Below are 22,777 nucleotides of genomic sequence, written 5' to 3' on the forward strand. Positions count from 1 at the left end.
ATTAATAAGAGTTTAAACAAAACACCAAAATGGGAGTACTTAAGTACAAGCGAGTTTCAATCCCTAAGAGGTATTAATAAGAGTTTAAACGTTCTAGCCGATATTTTCTCGTCAAACCATTCGTGTTTCAATCCCTAAGAGGTATTAATAAGAGTTTAAACTGACGATGTGATCGGTGAATTGGAAGCTCACATTCAAGTTTCAATCCCTAAGAGGTATTAATAAGAGTTTAAACTTTGGATTATTGGGATTAGTATTGGGATTGGGAATGTTTCAATCCCTAAGAGGTATTAATAAGAGTTTAAACGTACAATACAGTTATACAACTAAGTAAAAAGGTAGTTTCAATCCCTAAGAGGTATTAATAAGAGTTTAAACAGGAACTACTAAAGTAAGAATAGAAATAATATCTTGTTTCAATCCCTAAGAGGTATTAATAAGAGTTTAAACAGTAATAAGAGATTGGAAAATTTTGCGAAGTTCGTTTCAATCCCTAAGAGGTATTAATAAGAGTTTAAACACTGCAAAAGATGAAGCCTTGAAAAAAGGCAGTGAAGTTTCAATCCCTAAGAGGTATTAATAAGAGTTTAAACTAATTGATAATGACCCTGCTGGAGAAAAAAAAGCCGTTTCAATCCCTAAGAGGTATTAATAAGAGTTTAAACTTACATAAAAGGAGCAGAAGAAGGCATAAAAATTCGTTTCAATCCCTAAGAGGTATTAATAAGAGTTTAAACATCAAAAAGCCAATCAATATCAGTATTAAATCTGCAGTTTCAATCCCTAAGAGGTATTAATAAGAGTTTAAACCGCCCACGATCGAAGCCTTTGATATATAAAGTTTTCAAGGTACAATTGCGTAAGCCTATTCATAATTATAAATGAAATTAATACCAACGTCAAAAAAAAATAACGAAAACCCTTGTGAACAAAAAAGCGTAAGGCTATAAAAATTTGAAATTGGTAGAAACTAGACTATATATAGAGTTGTGAGGTAAATCTTCTCAAGTCTAATTTTACACCCTATCCCTTACGCATATCTTATATTGCTGATTGCCTATGTTTCTATATAGTTATATTTTTATACTCCCTCAAATAAAAGAGTTATAATCAGAAAATAAAAAGATAGGACAATCGAGATATGACTCAAACTTTAACAGCAGAACAACTTTTTCGCAATGCTTACGAAAATCGCTATACATGGGATGAGAATTTTCCGGGTTATACCTGTGACATTACCTATAAAACCCCTACAGCTACCTATACAGCCAAGGGTAAAATAGAATCTAATCTACAGTTTAGCATTTCTGACATCGAAGATAGTTCCGCTCAAAAAGCAATTCAACAACAGTTATGGGAGATTACCATTCACCGAGTTAATCATAGTTTTGAAAAATCCCACGGAGAAAATACTTTCAGCTTTGGAGAAACTGATGCAGATGGTGCGGTAGAAATTCTTGTGGGCGGTGCTTCTCAAGGCAATAAATATAAGGTAAAAGATAATGTTGTTACCCTTGTTTATCGCAAAATCCGTGATATTTTCGTTACTATCAACACTTTTGAGGTTTTACACACTGACAAAGGCTATTTATCTTTAGGTTATGACTCCATTTACGCTGATGCTCAAACTGGTGAACAAAAAGGGGCTAAATCTATTTTTCATGACAAATTTGAGAAAGTTGGTGATTACTACGTTTTAACTAATCGTCAGATTATTACGGAAGAAAATGAGCAACCAACAATTACCGAATTTAGTTTTTCTAATATCGTTTTTAATTAACGCCAATTAATAATTAACCTGAGTTTGGGATAAATTTTCATGTCTGAGTGATGAGAAAAAGGACAAAGGGCAAACCCTCCTTTATCTCCCCTAAATAGGGAGGAGAGTAAGAGGCAAAAGGAAAAGGTGTTTAATAAAATTCCCTCTCTCCCCTCATCCCCGTAAGGGTTGAATATATTCAACCCCTACCACCTGCAACCTGAAACCTTATCCCATATTTTTAAACCAAACTGAGATGATAATTATGTTATAAAATTATTTTTAATAAAATCAATAGCAGTTTCTTTATTATTTATTTTACCTTCGATATAGGCAATTTGTATCTCTGTTAAGATTTTACCAATTAAAGGGCTAGGGGCAATATTCAAATATTTCATAATATCTTTACCTGATAATAGTGGTTGAGGATGTGCGATCGCATCTTCAGGATTTTGGTATAATTCCATAAGCTGAAGAATTAAATCTTTGGATACATTGTGAGCAAGGGCAAAAACAGCTAAATTTGGAAAATAATCCCCTACTGACTGGAAGAAAAAATATTGTTTTCTTTTATTTTTTTGGAAATCTATTTCTGTTAAATTATTGGTGAATTGTAGTATAGTCAAAACTGATTTTATTTCTTGACGGGAGTATTTTAAATTAATTAATTCTGTTTCAGCAATCGAAGGATTTTGGTTAGTTAAACAAGCTAATTTTGCTTCTTTATACCATGAATAATTATCAGGAAAATTTGACCTATATTTACTGCTTAAAAACTGGGCAGATTCATCAATGTTTGCTAAGAGATTGACCATTTTTTCATCAGCAGAAGGAAAACAAAGGTCGAGTAAACCATCTTTAAAGGCTTCTTTTAACCAATAACTACCTTTTTTTGTCTCAAATAAATAAGCTAATTCCTGATTAACCCTCTCCATTGCCACATTTTTTAATAATTCTTTTAAGTCTTTAATAGTGGCACGGGTAAAAGATTCAATGGTAAAATCTAGTTGAGAAGCCTGTCGATAACCTCGCATTAATCTTAAAGGATCATCCGCTAAATTATCACGACTAATCATCTTTAATATCCCTTTTTTTATATCTATTTCTCCCTGAAAAGGATCAATAATTACACCCTCTCGACAATGAAATGCGATCGCATTTATGGTATAATCTCGCCTAGCCAAATCCTGATAAATTGAATCTCCTTCTTGCCCTGCAAAATCAATAGTTGCATGGGGAAACACTACCCTAGCAATATACCTTACAGGATCTAAAACAACAAATCCTGCTTGATATTCACGGGCGATGATTTTTGCTGTTTCTATTGGCTTATGGGGCAAAACAAAATCTAAGTCTAAATAACTCCTTGAACGTTTTAATAATATATCTCTAACTGCACCACCAACTAAATAACAATTATCAGGTAATAAATTGACATCAAAAGGTAAATTTTGCTTTAAAAAATTATGTAATATCATTAAAAATATTTTTACGTAATTATTATATTTTAATTGAATAATTATACTGTTTATTTGATGGTTATGTATAATTTCAATTCACGATAAAAGTTTATAAATTATTATTTAATAATTGCCTATTGCCTTTTGCTTACCAAACATCAATAATTCCCATACTCAAAGTAATAGAGCCAACTATTTAAACCCAAATTGTGCTTTTAAATTAGGATCTATTTTTGCATAATTACTTAAATCTTCTCCTCTTTCAATAGCTTCTTTTAAGGCTTTTTTATCAGCACTGTAGCTTATTTTTTCAAGACGATATTCTTCTGGTAATTCTTCTATTTTTACTTTTATATCTACTTTAGGATACTCCCTAAATAATAATCTTCTTTCTTCCCCTTCTTCTTTTTTATTTAATGAACCTTCTTGATATAAATTAACCAATGTTTTTTGTAGTAATTCTTGTCCTTTTTCTAATTGTTGAACCTGATTTTTGAGCATTTCATTAACTTTTTTTTGTCTAGCTTTAACAGATGCGATCGCAATTTCATATTGATCATTAATCCATGCAAAACCATCTATATCTAAACCTAATTTTCTTAGTAAAATAATAATTTCTTCTTCATCTTCAAGGTTAACTAAATCCTGCCAAATAGTCGCCGCTTTTTCATGATAATTTTGATGTAAAGAAGTAACAATTTCTTCATTAACAACCACAGACTTTTGAGAATTAATTTGTTGAGTAATATTTTCCAATGGTAATTGATAATCATAACTATTGTTTTCTTGCTTCTCTTTCCATCGATTATTAATCCATTCAGTTTCAAAACGATTCAAAGAATCTTGATAAAGATGCAAAATTTCTACCGCCGAAGACATACTTCTTTTTTGATAAATTTTGACTAAATCTGATAATAAACTCTGACGGTGATTAATTTCTTTTTTTAGCTCAATATATTGTTTAAAACTTAGGTAAAATCGATATAGTTTTTCATCAGTAATATTTTTATTTTGATTATAATTTTGTAAAATAATTTTAACAGAATTTAATTTAGTATTTCCTTCTAAATATTTAACTATTTCTTGGGCAAATATCAAACCGATTTCATCGACTTCAACAGTAGAATTAACAGGAGAAAGAAAAGGAAAAGCAATAGAATTTCTTCCGCTACTATCAGATAAGTTTAAACAACGACTAATAACTGTACTAATTAGATTTCTATCCGTTAAACTATGATTATGATAATCATAAATAACTGCATGAAAAATTTTATCCGCTCTTAATTGACCTCCATTAGTTATCAAAATTTGCCCTAAGTTTTTGACTTGTTCCTGTTTTAATTCCCGATTAATATTTTTTCCCCCTGCCTCTGAAATAATCCTATTAATATCCTCCGCAAAAGATAAATCTTTATCGATATAATTAACTATTACTTCTGTATTTGTTTCCGTCAAAGATTCATATTCAATTATCAACTGAGTTTGATTAATCAGAGTTTCTAAAACTAAATGTTGGAAATTTTCAGGAGGTTTAATTGTTTTAATACTAATTGGAGCAAAATCAAGACCTTGTAAATTCTGCCAAGTCAAGGGTAAACTAGCAGGATTTTGACAAATAATCGGCAACCAAGTAGCACAGGGATATTCGTTTTCAAGTTCTTGGAGTCTTTCCCTAGCTTGTCTCACTGCCAGATAAAGAGTTTGATTTTGAGCAAAATTAGCTAGAAATTCTTTGATGAAAACATGGGCAACTTTATCGGGTATCATTTCTCCCATAACAATGGTTTGAGGAAGATGTAAAGCGGCTAAATCTTTGGCTAACCCTAACCCATCACAAGAGTTAAAAATTGCCAGTCTTAATCCTTTTTGAATAGACTTCATTATCGCTTTATTAAATTCTTCAATAGTAATAATATCTTCTTGATTTAGATATAATTGCCCTTGTTGAGTTAGTGGATTTTTTCCGCTATGTCCTGCAAAAAAAAATAAGTCCCATTCTTCTTCATAAAGATGAGCAAATAATTCTTTTCTACAAGGATTAATTAAAGTTTTAATTTCTGCTTTTTCTAAGTTATTTAATGTCTCTAAATCTGGCTTTAAATTAATTCCTTCATCATTACCTAACACCGCTAATATTCTTATATTTTGTCTCTGTTTTTGAGGAGTATTTAAACTCTTATATTCAATAGGTGCGATCGCAATTTCAGCTTGAGGATATTTAGATAAAAAAGGTTCAAAAAATAAATGCCAAGGAAGAAAAATCAACTCAGAAATTTCCGTTTGAATTAAAAGACGCACGGATTCATCTCTATTTAATTCTGACAATAAATTTTCTCGAACACGGGCAAAATCAGGAAAAGAAGAATTATACCAATTACTTAAAGTTTCTTTTAACTGGGAAGCTGACTGACGGCAACTATCACTAATATGAGTTATTTGTTGAGGAGAAGACCCTAATCTCACTTTTTGATTTAAACTGCGATAACTTTCTTGCCATTGTTGATAATGTTGACGAATCGGTTGACAAGGGGGAAGTTTCCCTGTAAAAGTAGCAAAAGGATGAGCGATGCGATCGCAACTATCTTCACAAATTTGTAAAGTTAAATAAAAACCTGTCTGAAAACTACCTGCTTGAATAGTAAAAAGAATGAGCTTACCCATAATTTAATTAGGAATTGGTAATCAGTAATTAGCAATTAAAACAAGGCAATAGGGAAACCCCCCTTCATCCCCCCTCGAGAGGGGGGAGGGCAAAAGGCAAAGGTAAATAGTGAATAGTGTTGGGGTGAATAGTTGATAATTACTCGTTACTCGTTACTCATTACTTTCTTCTAAAACCTGAAACCTGAAACCTGACACCTTATCTCCCTCATCCCATCATCTCCCCATCCCCTAAACACCCTGACACCTGCAACCTGAATGCAACCTGACACCTATTTCCGAACTCCAAACTTAGATTAATTGACCTTGGTTTCCGTTTCCGTTGTTGGTACAGGCTCTTTAAATACTAACTTAAGTAAAGGCGGAGCAACAAAAGTTGTAACAATAACCATCACAATGATTGCCGCATCCGTTGCAGGAGAAAGAGCGCCACTAGCCGCCCCCACACCAGCAAACACTAAACCAACCTCACCTCTAGGAATCATACCCACACCGACTGCGAGCCTATTAACTTCAGGTTGTGCCCAAATAGTAAAACCAGCCACAACTTTACCGATAATTGCCACCACTATCAAGAAAGAAGCAATAATCAATCCTTCCCTATTACTAGGCACAGCAGGATTTAAAACACTTAAATCAGTTTTTGCCCCAACACAAACAAAGAAAATAGGGACAAACATATCAGCCACAGGAATAATTTGTTCTTCTAATTCTTTTCTTTTCTCTGTCTCTGCCAAAATTAGACCCGCCGCAAATGCTCCTAAAATCGCCTCTAATTGAATAACATTAGCAATATATGCCAGAGTAAAAGCAAAAATCAAACCAGTAATTAGAATATCTCCTCTCGTCTTCATCTGGTTCACTAAACCTACTAACCAAGGACTGATTAAACGTCCAATGAGAATTGCACCGATTAAAAATGCACCAGCACTAATAATGAGATAAACAATTTGACTAATTTGGATTTCTCCAGTTTTAGCTAAACTTGCAACCACTGCCAAAACAATAATACCTAAAATATCATCTAAAACCGCCGCCCCGATGATAATTTGACCTTCTTTTGAGCTTAACTGCCCTAACTCAGCTAATACTTTCGCCGTAATACCAATACTGGTAGCAGTCAAGGCCGCACCGGCAAAAATAGAAGGAATTAAGGGTAGGTGAAAAAAATAATCCAAACCAAAAGTACCCAAGGCAAAAGGAACAACAACCCCTGCCACAGCTACAACAGACGCAGAAGGTCCCACTCTAATTAATTCTTTTAGGTCAGATTCTAAACCAATTTCAAATAAGAGAATAATCACCCCTAACTCAGAAAAAATAGAAATCACCTCACTCACGGTGTCAAAAACCTTCTCTGCTGATGAGGGTTCTAAATTAGCTGTAGTTTCCAAAAATTGAATAATTAAAGACTCATCTCCTGACAATCCACCTTCAGGAAAAATAACTAACTTAAGGGCAGATACCCCGATCACAACCCCACCAACTAACTCCCCTAAAACCGCAGGAAGACCAATTCTTGAACATAACTCCCCCCCGACTTTACTTGCAAAGTAAATTACGATTAATGTTAATAACACCCCAGCCAGAATAAGGGTAGGACTGGCTGTTTCTGTTGATGTTGCTGTTGCGAAAACAGGATAAAACCAAGCCATATATTTTTTGATTCTATTGTTAAAGTTTACTTTCTTTTTTTGATTGTTTACACTTTAACCTATCATGACCTCTGTTCGAGCTAAAATTATGGGGCAAAAAAGGGGATGGTGTATAGTGAAGAATTAAATTAAATATTTATAGGAGCTATCATTGATGAAAATCGCAATTACGGGAGCAACAGGTTTTATTGGTGAAAAATTAGTCAGTAAATTAGCCATTCAACATCAAATTGTCATATTTACCCGTAGTATTGAAAAAGCAAAATCAGCTTTTAAAGCTAGTCTTTTATCTAACTTAGAGTTTGTCTCTTATACTCCCAAACAAGCAGGAGAATGGCAAAAAAAAATAGATGGTTGCGATGCAGTAATTAATTTAGCAGGTGCTCCCATTGCCGAGAGATGGACGACAGATTATAAGCGAGAAATATTAGAGAGTAGGCAATTAGGTACAAGGATGATTGTAGAAGCAATTTCTCAAGGGGAAAATAAACCAAAAGTTTTAATTAATGCTTCTGCCATTGGTTACTATGGCACCAGTGAAACGGAAACTTATACAGAAATTAGCCCTGCAGGAAATGATTTTTTAGCCGAAGTTTGTCAAAGTTGGGAAAATGAAGCCCAGAAAGTGACCTCAGAGGGGGTAAGATTAGTTATTTTTCGTTTAGGCATTGTTTTGGGTAATGGGGGAGCATTAGCAAAGATGATTCCACCTTTTAAAATTTTTGCAGGCGGTCCTATTGGTAGCGGTAAGCAGTGGTTTTCTTGGGTGCATATCGATGATGTGGTAAATATGATTGAAAATGCTTTAACGTCTGACAACATTGAGGGAACATTCAATGCTACTGCTCCTTATCCTGTAACCATGAATCAATTATGTGAAACTCTAGGAAATGTTTTAAAACGTCCTTCTTGGTTGCCTGTGCCGAGTATTGCCCTAGAGCTATTGTTAGGAGATGGAGCAAAAGTGGTATTAGAAGGACAAAAGGTTTTACCACAAAAAACCCAAGAGGTGATGAATTATGATTTTCAGTACTCTAATTTAAAATCTGCCCTAGAAGATATTGTCGGGTGAGAGGGGGAAGTAAGGGCGAATGGCCATTCGCCCGTACAGGAGTTCGGAGTTAAGAGTTATTAATTATCAACTATTTACCTTTGCCCTTTTCTTAATTGCTAATATCTCTAATGGCTTTCGAGATAAACTCTGGCATGGTCAAGTGCGATCGCGATCGAAGGAGAAAACATACTCATGAAATCTTCCATATCTTCGTTGAAATGCCTTGGTTTGGGGTGAGTTAAAGTAAGAATACCTAAAACAAGACTACCCCTTAAAAAAGGAACACAAAGGGCAGAACCAACCTCATAGGGTTGATTCTCAAAATTTAACCATCGCTCATCCTGTTGAGTATCCTTGACTAAAGCCATACGACGATAACGATAAACCCAACCTGCTAAACCTCGATCTAAAATAGTGCCAATCAGGTGAGTTTTTTCTTCTTGAATTGTCGGGCCTCTGGCTAAAATACTTTCTGTAATAACTCCTTTCGGGTTAAGAATAAATAAACTGGCATCCTGTGCTTTTAATAAATCTCTGGTTACTTCGGATATTTCTAGTAAAATAGAGCGTAGCATCAATTTCCCACTCGCCACATTACTCATCATTAAAATAGAACGAAATAACTCTTTTTGAGCTTCCATCGCTCGTTTATATTTACTCAAATCAACTACCAATTTTTTTAGAGAGGCAACCTCCAATGCTAAGGCTTCAGAAGAATGTTGACGGGGGGAATTCATGATTATTATTTTTTCAGACGAGATTCTGTCAAGCTAATTATAGAACAATCTACAATTTGAGAGTAGAGTTATTTTTTTTACCTCAGTTTGGCTTATTTCGCTCTTACATCCCCTTCCGTTGCGGACAGTTTTAAGAATATCTGAACTCAAAGAAAAAAGTATTAAAAAATACCAAAAATTTTATATCTCACATTCAGAAAGAAGAAAATATCATTACATATAATTCATTTTTATTTCAAATATAAAAAACCTGATTTAAACTAATTTTTAATCAAAATAATGCTTAATAACGTTAGTAACGATGGAGATATAACTGCATTTGTGAAAGTTAGCTCAAATGAATGAGTATAAATTTATCGTGGAAATAAATAAAAAAGTAGGCAAAAATAAATATTAAGTGTCAAAAAATAAGTAGTTTTACTCTTTATTTAAAAAAAGTTATTTTACTCATTTAAGAATAACAATTTTTTTAGTGCGGAATTTGCATTTTACTATTTAATAATCTCCTGTTGCCTGTTGCTCATTGCCTACCTTAACCAATAATGGTTTACATACTCAAAGTAATAGAGCCATTAATTTTGAGTATTTGTTTCTACTTCCTGAGAAGGAGTTTGTTTCTGCTGTTGCATTTCTAAAATTCTCTTTTGCTGTAATTGTTTGAAATTCTCCGCTTCTGAATTGATGTTATTTTCTGTATCTTCGGCAAAGTCTGAGCCACTACGACTATTGAAAAAATTAGCATTGTGAATTATGTCAAGGGGATTAATGCCGTCACCATAAAAAGGGTTTCTCTCATTACTTTGAAAAGGTTCATTTTTGCCATTAATGTTGTTACTTTGAGCATTAGCAGGAGCAAAAAAACTTGCCAGTGCAATGAAAGCAAAGGAAATGGCTAGGGTTTTATTTTTGTTAATAATCATAAAATATACTGTTTAATATCTATCTGTTTTTATACTTGTTAGACGGTGAAAAGTTAATCGAGTTTCCGTCTCAATTACTATTTTAAACCTGATTAAAATTGATTGAGGTTTTTATGACGTTAGCCCAACGAAGATCAACACTTTCCATGATAGCATGATCAAAATTACACATAAAAATGTCTGCTTTTCCTAGATGGGTATTTACTAACTTGGCATGGGAAAAAGAAGTCTTGTAAATTTTGCTTTCTCCTAATTCCGTCTCATAAAAAATTGCCTTGCTGAAGTCTGATTCACAAATAAAACTTTGCACCATATTCGCTTCACTTAAATTGCTACGATGTAAACGAGCTTTAAATAAGACGGATTGTCTCATGTTAGCAAGTCTTAGGTTAACTCCAATTAAGTTACTATGACTTAAATCTGCACTACTCAGGTTAGCAAATCGTAAATTACTACCAATAAAATTGACATGACTTAGATTGCATCCACTAAAATTTATTGCTTCTAAATCATAACTATTCAAATTGATACCAGATAAGTCGATGGTTTCTTCTGGATTTAATTCACGCCAGTGATTCCATTTTGGTACATGATGTAATAAGTCTAACCAATATTCTCTTTTTTTCATATGTATTTGTTTTATTTTTAATTAAGATAAAATCTATTAGGGTTTTCTTATGGGACTATTGTAACTTTTTTACTCTCATTTATTATTCTCATTATTACTATATCTGTTGGTTAGCAAGTAATAAACTAAATATTTCATAAGGTTTTATTAAAGTATCTTCGACATTCGGTGCATTATTTTCTAAGACATTAATTCTTTTGATTATCTTTAAATCAAATTCATTTTTAAAAGTTAATAGACTTGACTTTCCTTCACATTCATAACCACGAATAATCATTTGAGAAGGATTTTTTTCTGCTTGTTTAAATGTCATTAAAACAAAATTATTTTCCTCAATATTTATAAATTCATGATTAGTCTTTAAACCTAAATCTTTTTTCTCTCTTTTTTCTGTTAATAAAGCTAATAAAGATATATTAAATTCATAGCCCTTTTGTACTGTTTTTCCTTCTTTCCAACCCTGTTTATGTCCATAAATACCATAACTAAATTCGTGAAAGCCTCGATCGCATTTTGGATCTGGCCATTTCGGACTTCTTAATAAACTCAAACGTAATTGATTAGGTTTAGCAGAATAACCATATTTACAATCATTGAGTAAACTTACCCCATAATTATCATTATTATCGGTTAAATCTGCCCAGTGATGGCCATAAACTTCCCATTGTGCCTTTTCCTCATCTGTCTGAGGTTTAGTAGTGCGTTGGATGTTGCCACAGGCGATTTCATAGGTGACATAATCACTTTCTAAATTGAAAGGAAAACTTACTTTTAAGAGGGTATAATCTTCTTGCCAATTAACCTTATTTTTTATTTTTAAAATCGGTGACTGAAAATCAAGAATATAGTCTTGGATAAACTCTGATTTGTTATAAGTTTTAATAACTCTAATTCTCTGTCTTAATATGCCTTTTTCTAACCAGTTAATTGACACTAATTGAGGGTTATCTAATCGATAATTTTCATAATTAGGATCTATATTCCAAGCATCCCAATATTGCCCTTTATCCTCGAATAATTGTAACTCGTTTCCCTCTCCTTTAATAATTTCTCGTTGGTTGACTTTGTCAAATATCCCGTCAATATTACCTGTTTTTTTATCAATAATTACCCGTAAAGAATCATTCTCTAAAATATAAGTAATATCTTCTTCAATTATTTCCATTCCATTGTGTGGAACAGGCATCTTACCCGTATTTATATCCTCTTTTAGGATAGTATCATGATCTTCTCTAAAACCCCTTAATAAGGGAAGGATTTTATTGGTTAAATAAAAGGATTTATAGCCAACACTAGGTACATTTTCAGCAAGAAATAACAACTTACCTTCATGGCTTATTTGTGTTAATAACTCTTTTCCTTCACCATCATAAATTTTATATTTTTCTCCCTCTATATCCAATTCAACTATTTCTGACCTTATCCAATTCAGGCTATTAAAAATCGTTACTTCATAATCATATTCTAAATTAAAATTAGGTAATTTAATATAAGATGCGATCGCATTTAAGCTGTTAGATAAAATATTATTAGTAGAGGTAATTATTTCTTGATAAAGTTGATTAGCTTCTGTAAAAACAGGAGTTATAGAAGTGCCGGGTAAAATATCATGGAATTGATTTAATAATAGTTTTTGCCAATTAGCCTCTATTTGAGATTGTATGTGATTATCAACTTGATACTCTGGAATAAATTGATTATGTAAAATAGTGGCAATAGTAGAGAATAATTCCGCTTGATATAGTAACTTTTCACAATAACGATTTTGATATTTTTGATCTCCATGAGTAGTATAACAACCCCGATGTAATTCTAAGTAAAGTTCACTATTCCACACAGGATAATTTTGAGGAGAAATAGTACTAATTTTGTTTAAGTAATCTTCCGCAGTGCTAAACTTAATTTTAGGGAAAAAAGGAGAGTCATCATAACGTTGGGCAACCTCTAGCATATCACGAGTGGGTCCTCCGCCGTGATCTCCAACCCCGGGCAACCAGAAAATATCTTTTAATCCCGTTTGTTTTTCCCAGTCAATACTGTAGTTAGTCATGGTGATAGGGTTTGTATCCATAACCCCCGTGACATTGGGCGGAGACATAAGAGTGAGAATTTGACTACCATCAGGAGATTGCCACCAAAAGCAACCATAAGCAAATTTATTCGTATCATTCCAATGCAATTTACCTGTCACAAAATATTCAATTTCTGCTTGTCTTAAAATCTGCGGTAATTGCCACGGAAAACCAAAGGTATCAGGAAGCCATGCAACTTTATTATATTTCCCAAACTTTTCCTTAAAATATTTTTGTCCATATAATAACTGTCTAACTAAAGATTCTCCGCTAATTAAATTAACTTCAGGCTCAATCCACATTCCCCCCAATATTTCCCATTGAGAAGATGCGATCGCATTTTTTATTTGATTAAATAATAATAAATTATGAGACTCAATCCATTGATATAGATACGCAGTGGTATGACCAAATGTTAAGTATTTATATTCTTTTTGAAGATTTAAAACAGAATTAAAAGTTCTTTGAGCGACTTCATAAGTTTCCTCAAGAGTCCATAACCAAGCCATATCTAAATGAGCATGACCTAAAGGATAAAAACATCTTTCTTTGATATAATTACTTAGGGGTAAAAGTTTATCTCTTAGATTAGCTAATTCTTGATGAAAAAGAGACTTATTATCAACATACTCCCAATTTAATTCTTGAATTGCCAGATCTAAAAATGGTTTTTTGTCAGGGTGAAAATTATCAAGATATTGACTTAATACGGTTAATTCATTTGCTACAAAACTGGGATCAATTTCTCCTTTTTTTGCTTCATAAACACATCGAGAAATCATCAAACCACCAATATCATGATTAGGACTAATTAAGCGAATTGTGATTAAAAATTCTTGGTGAGGCTTAACATTTTCTGTAACTAAAAGACGGCAAGAAGAATCAAATAAATCCCCTTCAACTTTTAACTGACCATTAACAAAAATTTGAGCAGATTCTGCCCACCATGTCAAGAAAAGTCTTAAATCCAAACCTTCGAGAGGATAATTGCTATCTAAACTATGGGGAATAATTATTTTTTGAGCAAACCAACGAACTTTATTACCTTTTTCCCATACTAAATAGCCTTTCTCATTGATAACTGCATTTTGCCAATTTTGCTCAATTATTTTTGGTGATTGTGCATAGTCTTTATCACTAAAATACCAGTTATTTTTTATATCTAATTCGGTTAATAATCGTAATTTATTAATCATGGATATCTAAATTAAATTTGAAGATAGAGATTCCTTTTCTATCATCAATGACAGTATTTATATACAGTTATTCAATATGTAAATCTTTGTTTTAGTATAAAATAAAAGCTAGTGATAAAAACATAAAAATTTAACTATGAGAATTATTGAAACAAAAATAAATATAACCGACGAACATTTATTAAATATTAAACTCCCTGAAGATATTACAGTGGGGGAGTATGAAATTGCAATTATTATTAATCCTGTTACAAAAAGTACCAACTCTCATCCTATCAATCAATTGGCAGGAAAAGTCAAAGCATTTAAAAATATTAACTCGGTAGAATGGCAAAAGGAAATTCGGGGAGAGTGGGATGAAATTAGATTATCTGATAGATACTAATATATTTATTTGTTTAATTAATGAAGAATTAAGAGAAGCAATACCCAACGGAATTTTAGGTTATTCTATCATTACCCAGATTGAATTACTTTCCTTTCCATTATTGGAAAAAGAGGAGGAAAACTTGATAAAAAGGTATCTTAATACCTTATCTGAAATTCCTTTAAACAAAATTATTGCCGAAAAAACTATTTATTTACGTCGCAAATATAACTTAAAAACACCAGATGCGATTATTTTGGCAACGGCTTGGGAATGTCAGTCAGTATTATTAAGTAATGATCAAAAATTAACTAATATAAAAGAAGTTTCTGTTATTTCGTTAAAAACCAAAAATTAGCAAGAAGAAAATTAAAAGATGAAAACCAGACAACTCGGCAAATCCGACATTTATATCACTCCGATTATAATGGGTACATGGCAAGCAGGAAAAAGGATGTGGGCAGGTATTGAAGATAGTGAGAGTATCAGTGCCATTCGTCAAGCTGTGGAATCTGGTATCACGACTATTGATACAGCAGAAGTTTATGGAGAAGGGCATTCAGAGAGAATTGTGGGAGAAGCCTTAAAAAGTGTTAGAGATAAAGTAATTTATGCCAGTAAGGTGTTTGCTAACCATCTCAAATATGATCAGGTGATTAGTGCTTGTCATAATTCCTTAAAAAATCTACAGACAGATTATATTGATTTATACCAGATTCATTGGCCTTCTGGTAGTTGGAATAGTGAAATTGTACCCATAGAAGAAACCATGAGGGCATTGAATGATTTAAAAAGAGAAGGTAAGATAAGAGCGATCGGAGTTTCTAATTTTTCTCAGCAACAGTTAGCCTCTGCCCGTGAATGTGGACAAATCGATAGCATTCAACCACCTTATTCTTTGTTTTGGCGCATTGTAGAAAAGGAAATTCAACCCTACTGTGTAGAAAACAATATTTCCATCCTTGCTTACTCATCCCTCGCCCAAGGTATTTTAACGGGAAAATTTGGAGATAATCCCACATTTGCTGAAGGTGATCATCGCAAAAATAATCGCTTATTTCAACCCCCTCACTGGGAAAGAGTGAAACAGGCTTTATCTCAATTACAACCCTTTGCCGATAAATATAATTGTACTTTAGCTCAAATTGCGATCGCATGGCTAATACAACAACCCCAAACCAATGCTATAGTTGGGGCAAGAAATGCTCAACAGGCGAAAGAAAATGCCCAAGCAGGAGAAATAGAATTAACAATAGAAGATATTAAACAAATCAGTAATATAGGAACAAATGTAACTAAAGACTTAGACGATAATCCCGTAATGTGGAATTTTTCTTAAAGAGGGATAAATTATAACAATAATGGGAAAAATTAATGTTATAAAAACAATCCTTAATTTAAAAAGAAAAATCAATATAATAAAAAAACAAAAGTTTCTCAGTAACTATGAATCAAAGGGATTTATCGGAAGGAAAACTATTAGTACAGCGCTATCTCCTTCGAGAAGTAGTGGGCGTTGGCGGCATGGGTACAGTATATCGAGCCCAAGATATCGCCTCTAAAAACCATAATGTGGCAGTAAAAATATTATCCCGTTCCCTAGACAACATGAAAATGATTAAACAATTTCAACGGGAAGCCACTTTTAGTGCTTTACTCTCAGAAAGAAGCCAAAACATTGTCAAAGTCACAGACTACGGAGTCGATGAACAGAAAGTTCCTTTTTACGTGATGGAGTTTCTCGAAGGGGAAAATCTTGATGACATGATAGAAGTTCACGATATATCCCTACCCCAATTTTTTGACTTTATTTGTCAAATTTGTCGAGCAATGGAAACAGCCCATAATGGCATATTTTTTGAAGGGGAAATTTATCCAGTTATTCATAGAGACTTAAAACCCAGTAACGTTTTTATCATTGAAGATGATACGGGAAAACAAATAATTAAAGTCTTAGATTTCGGCATTGCCAAATTAGTCAAGGATGATCCCATTGATACAGAAAATTTTATGGGAACTCCAAAATATTGCTCCCCAGAACAGCTACAAGGTAAAGACTTAGATAATCGTTCCGATATTTACAGTTTAGGAATGATTATGTATTTAATGTTATGCAAAAAACTCCCTTGGAACTTAGAAGTAGAATCTGTCGGTTTGTGGTATAAAGCACACACTGAGCTATCACCTAAACCCTTTCCTCCAGAACTAAACATATCTTCAGACTTAGAAAAATTAGTTTTACAATGCCTAGAAAAATCTCCTTCTAACCGCCCTCAAAACGTGGGAGAGATTATTCAAAGACTAGAATCTATTGCTAAGAAATTAAAAATAGTCAAGAAAACCATAAGTGAAGGTCAAAATCATTTACTGAATATTAATAATAACTTCGTTGAAAGTTACGAAAATACTAATCCTAAAGAAGATTTTTTATTATCTCATCCATGGCCGAAGAATAAACCTAAACAAAAAATAGTTTTTCCTCGTGTTGTTTTTTATCAAAATTCTTCCTTACCAACAATTTGCACAATGTTAGAAACGGAAGATATACGAAAAAGAAAAAATAATATTCGCTACAGTCAATTTCTGTTCCAAAGTTACCCTCATCCAATGATTTTATGGATAACTCTACTGTATAGCCCTAAACACGAACCCAGATGGTTTCCCTGCTACCTAGATTTAAAAGCAAAAATAGGTCAACAATTAGTAAGCACTTTAAGCGAATCAAAGGAATATTTTGTTCTATTTTATTCCTTAGAAAAACCCCATAAATGTATTGATTTACAACCCTTTAAAATCATGCTGAAACAGAGAACTAGCTTAAAGCAATGGATGTCTGTTAGTAATATGATTAGTGTTAAGCATGACGATGAGGTTTTATTTAGTCGGCGTAAACTAAAACAAGACTTAGAAGCATTGAAGCCAAAAATTATAATCGATCTTGAAAAAACAAATACTTTGGAAGTTTACGAATAAAAAATGTTTATCTATTGTTAAAAAACTATATTGACGAATACAAGTTAAAAATTAAGTTGCAATCTAACGTTTTTATTTTTATTTAATAAAAAGTAGCAATATGGTTTTTATTTTTAATTACTAATAGTTAGTGGCCAATTACTAATTACTAATTACTAATTATTCGTAATTTTTTACGTGGGATTTAATAAAGTTATAAGGTACAGTTTTCTATGCTATTTATTAGTGTGCTGTTGCCTATTTACTATTTCCCGATACGGATAAGTAGTGTTAATGTAAAACACCATATCTTGTTGTTACTGTAGCTAATTTTTTACAGGAGCTAATTTAATATTTTTAGCTAATCCAAAAAATGCTAACAACTTAATGGTCATCCATGTTAAATCAATTTCCCACCACTGCAAACCATGACGAGCAGAGTATTGAAAAGCATGATGATTATTATGCCAACCTTCACCAAAAGTTAATAAAGCCACCCACCAACAATTACGAGAGTGATCATTTGATTCATGACTTTTGTAACCAAATTTGTGAGTAGCGCTATTAACAAACCAAGTCACATGGAAAACTAAAACTAAACGAAGAAATATACCCCAAACGACGAAAGACCATCCTCCCCACCAAAAGAGCAATAATCCTAAAACAACTTGAATAGGAATAAAATACTTTTCGCAGAAAACATAGAAAGGATCATTTTGTATATCCTTGGTGTATTTAGGGACATCGTTATTCGCAGGATTTTTGACAAACATCCATCCCATGTGACTCCACCAAAAACCCTTATTGGAGTCATGGGGATCACCCTCATGATCAGAATATTTATGATGGATACGGTGTAATCCTACCCAGGAAATAGGACCACCTTCACAGGCTAAAGTACCACAAAAAACAAGAAAATATTCTAGCCATTTGGGAGTTTCAAAACTGCGGTGAGAAACTAGACGATGATAGCCTAAAGTAACTCCTATACAGGCTGTCAGCCAATAGAGAAAAGCTGTTATTCCCACTGCTCCCCAACTAAAATTGCTGGGTAAAAAAGCTAATAAAGCTATTAAGTGGATACTTGTCATATAAATGATGACACTCCATGCTGGAGCAAGTTTTTCGGTTGTTGTTGTTGCTGTCATTACTTACGGTAAATTTTTTTTACAAAACTTCAAATTGTTCAGATTAAGATTGCCTAAATCTGAGCTGTTTTTAGGTTGATAATTAAAGGTCAGTTTTAAAGATCAAAAAAGAAAAAGGTTTATAATTCTGCTCTTACAAAAAAGAGAAATTTAATTTTTATTTTGAACTTAATAGATCACCGAGTTTAAATTATAAACTATAAACTAGTGATCAACAAATTATAGTTTACCATCATCATTTAATATAATTATCTTAATTGTTATTAAATAAAGTTTAAAAAAAATTTATTATATCAGTAACGCACAATATAGTTGACATACCCGAATGAATAATAACTTTTCCGTCCCTTCTTTAGAAACAATCAAAAAACAACTCCATAATCAAGACTTAGAATTCATCGAAATCTTTGATTGGGGGCAAGAATCTCCTTGGAAAGAGTGTATTGAGGCATCTGAATTAAAAAATGGTCTTCCTCGCTACATAATTGTCCCGAATACTAACAAAATGCTATCACAGTTTTTAAAGATTTGTTGCAAAAATAAGTGGCGGATATTACCCCTTGGCAATGGCTCAAAATTACATTGGGGAAACTTACCTTCTGGGGCGAGTGTTTTAGTTAGTACGCATAAACTAAATAAAATTATTGAACACGCTCAAGATGATTTAACTATTACGGTTCAATCTGGAATGAAAATCAAAGATTTACAGGATTTTTTAGCTTCTTTTAATCAGTTTTTACCAATAGACCCTATTTATTCTCAATTTGCCACGGTTGGAGGGGTTGTTGCTACTGCTAATACTGGTAGTTTAAGACAAAAATATGGAGGAGTTAGAGATTTAATTTTAGGGATTTCTTTTTTTAGAAGTGACGGAGAGGAAGCAAAAGCAGGGGGAAAAGTGGTCAAAAATGTAGCTGGTTACGATCTAATGAAGTTATTTACGGGTTCTTATGGTAATTTGGGTATTATTACGGAAGTTACTTTTCGTTTATTTCCAGTTCCTTCTGATTCCATAACTTTGCTTTTGACGGGAGGTCAAGAAAAAATTAATCAGTTACAAAAAAAGATTTGTGCTTCTGCTTTAACTCCTACATCGGCGGATTTATTATCTGAATCCTTGATCAATGGTTTAAATTTAAATTTTTCTTTGGGATTGGCGTTGCGTTTTCAGGGTATAGAAGAGAGCGTTTCACAACAGAGTGCAAGAGTAAAACAGTGGGCGGAAGATATTGGTTTATTGATCCATCAATGGGATTCAGAAAAAGAGTTAGACTTATGGACTCGTTTAAAGGATATGGTATTCCAAGGTGCTAATAACAGAGGAATTATTTGTAAGGTTGGCATTTTGCCCACTAAAATAGCGGAATTGTTTGCCTTAACTCAAGGTTCTGGTTTTGTTAATATGGGTACTGGTGTCGGTTATGTTTGTTTGCCAAAAGGGATAAAAAATCATCAAGTTAGAGGTATCAGAAATTTTTGTCAGGATAATGAGGGTTATTTAACAGTTCTTGAATCTGGGGCTTCTACCATTAAACAAGAAATTGAACCATGGGGCTATGTTGGTAATGGATTGGAGATGATGAAAAAAATCAAGTCAAATTTTGACCCTTTTAATATTTTTGTTGATAGATTATAGGTTATAAGCTATTGTTTCCATATTCCAATAAAGCCCAGTATCGGGAATCTTGAGGAAATTTGGCATAAAGAATAATATCTCCATTGCCTACGTTAATATTTCCAGCAAAAACATTCCCGTAACGTTCTAAATCATGCCATTGATTCGTTGATTTGTTAACTGCTTTTACTTCTAAGGCTTGATCTATTTTTAACTTAAAATAAGTATTTTGGTTGGGATTTAAGCTGTTATTTAAGGGGGTTTCTAAATAGCCATTGTATTCGTTAAAGTGTTGGAATGTTTTAGGAAATTGATTACCATTACCTGAAGCTAATATGTTGTAGCTGACTACTAAAGGATAAGAATTAGTCTCATCTTTTGGTTTCGCAAATATATCCAATTTATATTCCCCTTTTTCGGGAAATGAGGCGTTAATGAGTATATTTTCTCCTTGTTTTTGAACGAATGTATAATTGTCTTGCAGTTGTTTCTCTTTAGATTTCAAGGATGCGATCGCAATTACATTTTTAGGAACTTTGAGGGCAATATTAACATTATTTTCATCAGTACTAATATTAACATTAGGATGACTTAATAATTGAATATCGTATTCAAATAAAGTAGGAGAAACATTAGCCAAACTATCAAATTCAGAACGAGACATAATAGGATTTAATAATTGCCATTTATCGTTTTCTGGGAAATGAGTATAGATAAATTCTCGTGGATTTGTGGCAAAATAAAAAGGATTAAATTGAGCATTAAAACCATTATTAGTTACAGTTCCAGATCCCCATGTTGTATCAATTAAGTACCAATTGCTATCTATTTTTACTGCATTCCAAGCATGATTTACATTATTATCTAAACCTACAATATAATTTTCTCCTTTAGCATATCCTAAAATAATAACAGATTTTAAGCCCATTTTTTTTGCTAATTGCTGGTATAAATTAGCATATCCTGAACAAATTGTTGAGCGAGTATTTAAAACTATTTCGGTTCTAACATCGGGATAAATATTATTATTAAATAAGTCGTTTAATGCTCCTACATCGTAACTAATATTATACGTTATCCAAGTGTAAATAATTCTAGCTTTATCCGCTTCTGTTTTGGCATACTTAGACAAAATTTGACTTAATTCTTCCACAGAATTACCAGTATATTTTATGCTTTTGGCTTTTCTGTCAATATCACTAAAATTTCTTTTTTCTAATAATTGATAATTTTCAGTGATAACCACTGGCTCATCAATTTCTGTAATAAATTCTTCAGTGAGAGATTTAAGAGAATTAACTCGAAAACGAAAGGCATTAAAAAAACTGGATAGATTAGGTGATTCTAACTGATTTTGTAAATAATCTATTATTTGAGGATTACTTTTAATCGTTACTCCCAGAGAAATAGCAATGATTAAAAATACAAAAAAGCCAAAATTACTTTTTTTTCTTTGACGGCGTTTAACTTGTTTATTTCTTTGTTTATGCCATTCTCGATATTCTCTTTCTGTAGTCATAATAAAAACTAAAGTAGTCATAATAAAAACTAAAAGTTTATAAATTATTATTTAGTAATTGCCTTTTGCCTCTTGCCTACCTTAACCAATAACTCACATACTCAAAGTAATAGAGCTTTTTTATACCATTGCCCATTCCCTATTCCCCGATACCGATAGTTTTTGTATCTCACCATAGTGAGAAATGCTATATTTTGTTGAAAATACTAACTTGAAATTTATCAAATTTTCCCTAATTGAAACATCATTAATTAAACACGATGCCGAAGGCACAGCTAACGTTGCTCGCAACTTTAATGAACTAAAACAATATAAGCTATCTATATTAATTGACTAAAAATAGGTTCACTAATATTTGCTAACTCATCCAAATTCAGAGAATTAACATCCCCCAAGTAAGGAAAATAACCCAAAACGGAAATACCAGTTAAAGACTCAATTAAACCCTTGGGTGTCCATTGATTTATTTGCGTAGGAGTGTAATCCTGAACACAATTAAAAATAATACCCGTTAACTTTATATTATACTGTTTCGCTAAAGCTACATTTGCCACCGTGTGTGCGATCGCACCCAATTTTACAGGTACAATCAAAATAGTATCCAATACCCAGTCATGGGCAATATCAGCAATAATTAATTCTTCTGTAATTGGTGAACCTAAACCACCTAAAGCCTCAACTAAGACAAAATCATGGCTTTTTTGTAAATCTAGTAAACGATTCCTGACAATATTTAAATCAATAGATTTACCCTCCAACTTAGCAGACAAAGGAGGAGCAAGGGGGGCTTGATAACGTAACGGAATAACAGCATCATCAAAATATTGGCAATAAAATTCTTCATCTCCTATTTCTCCTGTTTGCAACAACTTCATTAAGGCAGTAACTAAATGAGATTTTTTTTTCTGCAAATAAGCTCTAAAAGCAGTGGTGATAATGGTTTTTCCCGCATCAGTATCCGTTCCTGCGATCAATAAAGTTTGCATATAGTATTGTTGACTCAATATAAAAAATACAAAAGATTAAGAAAAAAT

Annotated in this window: 17 protein-coding genes and 1 CRISPR repeat array; of the genes, 7 read left to right on the plus strand and 10 right to left on the minus strand. The window is 32.6% G+C overall.

The annotated features are described in order from the left end of the window. The first annotated feature begins 53 nt into the window (after positions 1 to 53). Positions 54 to 810: a CRISPR direct-repeat array (repeat unit 37 nt; unit sequence GTTTCAATCCCTAAGAGGTATTAATAAGAGTTTAAAC). A 331-nt stretch (positions 811 to 1,141) separates the two neighbouring features. Then, entirely contained in the window at positions 1,142 to 1,780 is a 639-nt protein-coding gene (locus CYAN10605_RS00010; RefSeq protein WP_015217894.1) for a DUF3386 domain-containing protein, read from the plus strand. Between the two features lie 242 nt (positions 1,781 to 2,022). Here CYAN10605_RS00010 and CYAN10605_RS00015 read toward each other — a convergent pair whose 3' ends face one another. The 3 genes from CYAN10605_RS00015 to CYAN10605_RS00025 form a co-directional block, all read right to left on the minus strand. After that, positions 2,023 to 3,237 carry a tRNA nucleotidyltransferase/poly(A) polymerase-related protein gene (locus CYAN10605_RS00015; protein ID WP_015217895.1) on the minus strand — a complete coding sequence of 405 codons (1,215 nt, stop codon included), beginning with the start codon at positions 3,235 to 3,237 and terminating at the stop codon, positions 2,023 to 2,025. Between the two features lie 174 nt (positions 3,238 to 3,411). Continuing rightward, the gene (locus CYAN10605_RS00020) at positions 3,412 to 5,880 is read right to left on the minus strand and encodes a macro domain-containing protein (protein WP_015217896.1); all 2,469 of its coding nucleotides are present in this window, start codon (positions 5,878 to 5,880) and stop codon (positions 3,412 to 3,414) included. A 296-nt stretch (positions 5,881 to 6,176) separates the two neighbouring features. Continuing rightward, the gene (locus CYAN10605_RS00025; RefSeq protein WP_015217897.1) at positions 6,177 to 7,535 is read right to left on the minus strand and encodes a cation:proton antiporter; all 1,359 of its coding nucleotides are present in this window, start codon (positions 7,533 to 7,535) and stop codon (positions 6,177 to 6,179) included. A gap of 154 nt (positions 7,536 to 7,689) precedes the next feature. Here CYAN10605_RS00025 and thyD point away from each other — a divergent pair, with 154 nt between their 5' ends. Continuing rightward, on the plus strand, positions 7,690 to 8,607 hold the full coding sequence (thyD, locus tag CYAN10605_RS00030; RefSeq protein WP_015217898.1) for a thylakoid membrane protein ThyD: 918 nt from the start codon (positions 7,690 to 7,692) through the stop codon (positions 8,605 to 8,607). Between the two features lie 107 nt (positions 8,608 to 8,714). Here thyD and CYAN10605_RS00035 read toward each other — a convergent pair whose 3' ends face one another. The 4 genes from CYAN10605_RS00035 to CYAN10605_RS00050 all read right to left on the minus strand — a co-directional run bounded on the left by CYAN10605_RS00035 (position 8,715) and on the right by CYAN10605_RS00050 (position 14,142). Continuing rightward, a complete protein-coding gene (locus CYAN10605_RS00035; protein WP_015217899.1) occupies positions 8,715 to 9,326 on the minus strand; it encodes a GAF domain-containing protein in 612 nt (203 codons plus the stop codon). A gap of 572 nt (positions 9,327 to 9,898) precedes the next feature. After that, a complete protein-coding gene (locus CYAN10605_RS00040) occupies positions 9,899 to 10,246 on the minus strand; it encodes a hypothetical protein (protein WP_015217900.1) in 348 nt (115 codons plus the stop codon). An 82-nt stretch (positions 10,247 to 10,328) separates the two neighbouring features. Beyond that, on the minus strand, positions 10,329 to 10,874 hold the full coding sequence (locus tag CYAN10605_RS00045; protein ID WP_015217901.1) for a pentapeptide repeat-containing protein: 546 nt from the start codon (positions 10,872 to 10,874) through the stop codon (positions 10,329 to 10,331). 97 nt (positions 10,875 to 10,971) lie between these two features. After that, the gene (locus tag CYAN10605_RS00050) at positions 10,972 to 14,142 is read right to left on the minus strand and encodes an alpha-mannosidase (protein ID WP_015217902.1); all 3,171 of its coding nucleotides are present in this window, start codon (positions 14,140 to 14,142) and stop codon (positions 10,972 to 10,974) included. A gap of 136 nt (positions 14,143 to 14,278) precedes the next feature. Between CYAN10605_RS00050 and CYAN10605_RS00055 the strand changes: the two genes are divergently transcribed. From CYAN10605_RS00055 to CYAN10605_RS00070, 4 genes are all read left to right on the plus strand, one after another. Then, a complete protein-coding gene (locus CYAN10605_RS00055; RefSeq protein WP_015217903.1) occupies positions 14,279 to 14,527 on the plus strand; it encodes a hypothetical protein in 249 nt (82 codons plus the stop codon). Further along, positions 14,499 to 14,867, plus strand: coding sequence for a type II toxin-antitoxin system VapC family toxin (locus CYAN10605_RS00060; protein ID WP_015217904.1), 369 nt, complete (start codon positions 14,499 to 14,501; stop codon positions 14,865 to 14,867). Before CYAN10605_RS00055 ends, CYAN10605_RS00060 begins: the two co-directional genes overlap by 29 nt. Positions 14,868 to 14,885: 18 nt before the next feature. Next, positions 14,886 to 15,848 (plus strand): aldo/keto reductase, encoded by a 963-nt coding sequence (locus CYAN10605_RS00065; RefSeq protein WP_015217905.1) that lies wholly within the window; start codon positions 14,886 to 14,888, stop codon positions 15,846 to 15,848. A 107-nt stretch (positions 15,849 to 15,955) separates the two neighbouring features. Next, the gene (locus CYAN10605_RS00070; protein WP_015217906.1) at positions 15,956 to 17,482 is read left to right on the plus strand and encodes a serine/threonine-protein kinase; all 1,527 of its coding nucleotides are present in this window, start codon (positions 15,956 to 15,958) and stop codon (positions 17,480 to 17,482) included. 305 nt (positions 17,483 to 17,787) lie between these two features. Here the strand turns inward: CYAN10605_RS00070 and CYAN10605_RS00075 are convergent, their stop codons facing one another. Beyond that, on the minus strand, positions 17,788 to 18,609 hold the full coding sequence (locus tag CYAN10605_RS00075) for an acyl-CoA desaturase (protein WP_015217907.1): 822 nt from the start codon (positions 18,607 to 18,609) through the stop codon (positions 17,788 to 17,790). Between the two features lie 325 nt (positions 18,610 to 18,934). On the opposite strand from CYAN10605_RS00075, the gene CYAN10605_RS00080 reads away from it, so the two are divergent. After that, complete coding sequence (locus tag CYAN10605_RS00080; protein ID WP_015217908.1) at positions 18,935 to 20,245, plus strand: FAD-binding oxidoreductase; 1,311 nt, start codon at positions 18,935 to 18,937, stop codon at positions 20,243 to 20,245. Position 20,246: 1 nt separating this feature from the next. Here CYAN10605_RS00080 and CYAN10605_RS00085 read toward each other — a convergent pair whose 3' ends face one another. Both CYAN10605_RS00085 and bioD read right to left on the minus strand, forming a co-directional pair. Beyond that, the gene (locus CYAN10605_RS00085; RefSeq protein WP_015217909.1) at positions 20,247 to 21,764 is read right to left on the minus strand and encodes a transglutaminase domain-containing protein; all 1,518 of its coding nucleotides are present in this window, start codon (positions 21,762 to 21,764) and stop codon (positions 20,247 to 20,249) included. A gap of 299 nt (positions 21,765 to 22,063) precedes the next feature. Further along, a complete protein-coding gene (gene bioD / locus CYAN10605_RS00090; protein WP_015217910.1) occupies positions 22,064 to 22,729 on the minus strand; it encodes a dethiobiotin synthase in 666 nt (221 codons plus the stop codon). Positions 22,730 to 22,777: the final 48 nt, after the last annotated feature.

Origin of the sequence: Cyanobacterium aponinum PCC 10605, from assembly GCF_000317675.1 — a bacterium.
Taxonomy (GTDB): Bacteria; Cyanobacteriota; Cyanobacteriia; order Cyanobacteriales; family Cyanobacteriaceae; genus PCC-10605.

Coding starts and splice junctions, on each gene's coding strand:
- CYAN10605_RS00010 (WP_015217894.1), top strand. CDS start 1,142: ATGACTCAAACTTTAACAGCAGAACAACTTTTTCGCAATGCTTACGAA.
- CYAN10605_RS00015 (WP_015217895.1), bottom strand. CDS start 3,237: ATGATATTACATAATTTTTTAAAGCAAAATTTACCTTTTGATGTCAAT.
- CYAN10605_RS00020 (WP_015217896.1), bottom strand. CDS start 5,880: ATGGGTAAGCTCATTCTTTTTACTATTCAAGCAGGTAGTTTTCAGACA.
- CYAN10605_RS00025 (WP_015217897.1), bottom strand. CDS start 7,535: ATGGCTTGGTTTTATCCTGTTTTCGCAACAGCAACATCAACAGAAACA.
- thyD (WP_015217898.1), top strand. CDS start 7,690: ATGAAAATCGCAATTACGGGAGCAACAGGTTTTATTGGTGAAAAATTA.
- CYAN10605_RS00035 (WP_015217899.1), bottom strand. CDS start 9,326: ATGAATTCCCCCCGTCAACATTCTTCTGAAGCCTTAGCATTGGAGGTT.
- CYAN10605_RS00040 (WP_015217900.1), bottom strand. CDS start 10,246: ATGATTATTAACAAAAATAAAACCCTAGCCATTTCCTTTGCTTTCATT.
- CYAN10605_RS00045 (WP_015217901.1), bottom strand. CDS start 10,874: ATGAAAAAAAGAGAATATTGGTTAGACTTATTACATCATGTACCAAAA.
- CYAN10605_RS00050 (WP_015217902.1), bottom strand. CDS start 14,142: ATGATTAATAAATTACGATTATTAACCGAATTAGATATAAAAAATAAC.
- CYAN10605_RS00055 (WP_015217903.1), top strand. CDS start 14,279: ATGAGAATTATTGAAACAAAAATAAATATAACCGACGAACATTTATTA.
- CYAN10605_RS00060 (WP_015217904.1), top strand. CDS start 14,499: ATGAAATTAGATTATCTGATAGATACTAATATATTTATTTGTTTAATT.
- CYAN10605_RS00065 (WP_015217905.1), top strand. CDS start 14,886: ATGAAAACCAGACAACTCGGCAAATCCGACATTTATATCACTCCGATT.
- CYAN10605_RS00070 (WP_015217906.1), top strand. CDS start 15,956: ATGAATCAAAGGGATTTATCGGAAGGAAAACTATTAGTACAGCGCTAT.
- CYAN10605_RS00075 (WP_015217907.1), bottom strand. CDS start 18,609: ATGACAGCAACAACAACAACCGAAAAACTTGCTCCAGCATGGAGTGTC.
- CYAN10605_RS00080 (WP_015217908.1), top strand. CDS start 18,935: ATGAATAATAACTTTTCCGTCCCTTCTTTAGAAACAATCAAAAAACAA.
- CYAN10605_RS00085 (WP_015217909.1), bottom strand. CDS start 21,764: ATGACTACTTTAGTTTTTATTATGACTACAGAAAGAGAATATCGAGAA.
- bioD (WP_015217910.1), bottom strand. CDS start 22,729: ATGCAAACTTTATTGATCGCAGGAACGGATACTGATGCGGGAAAAACC.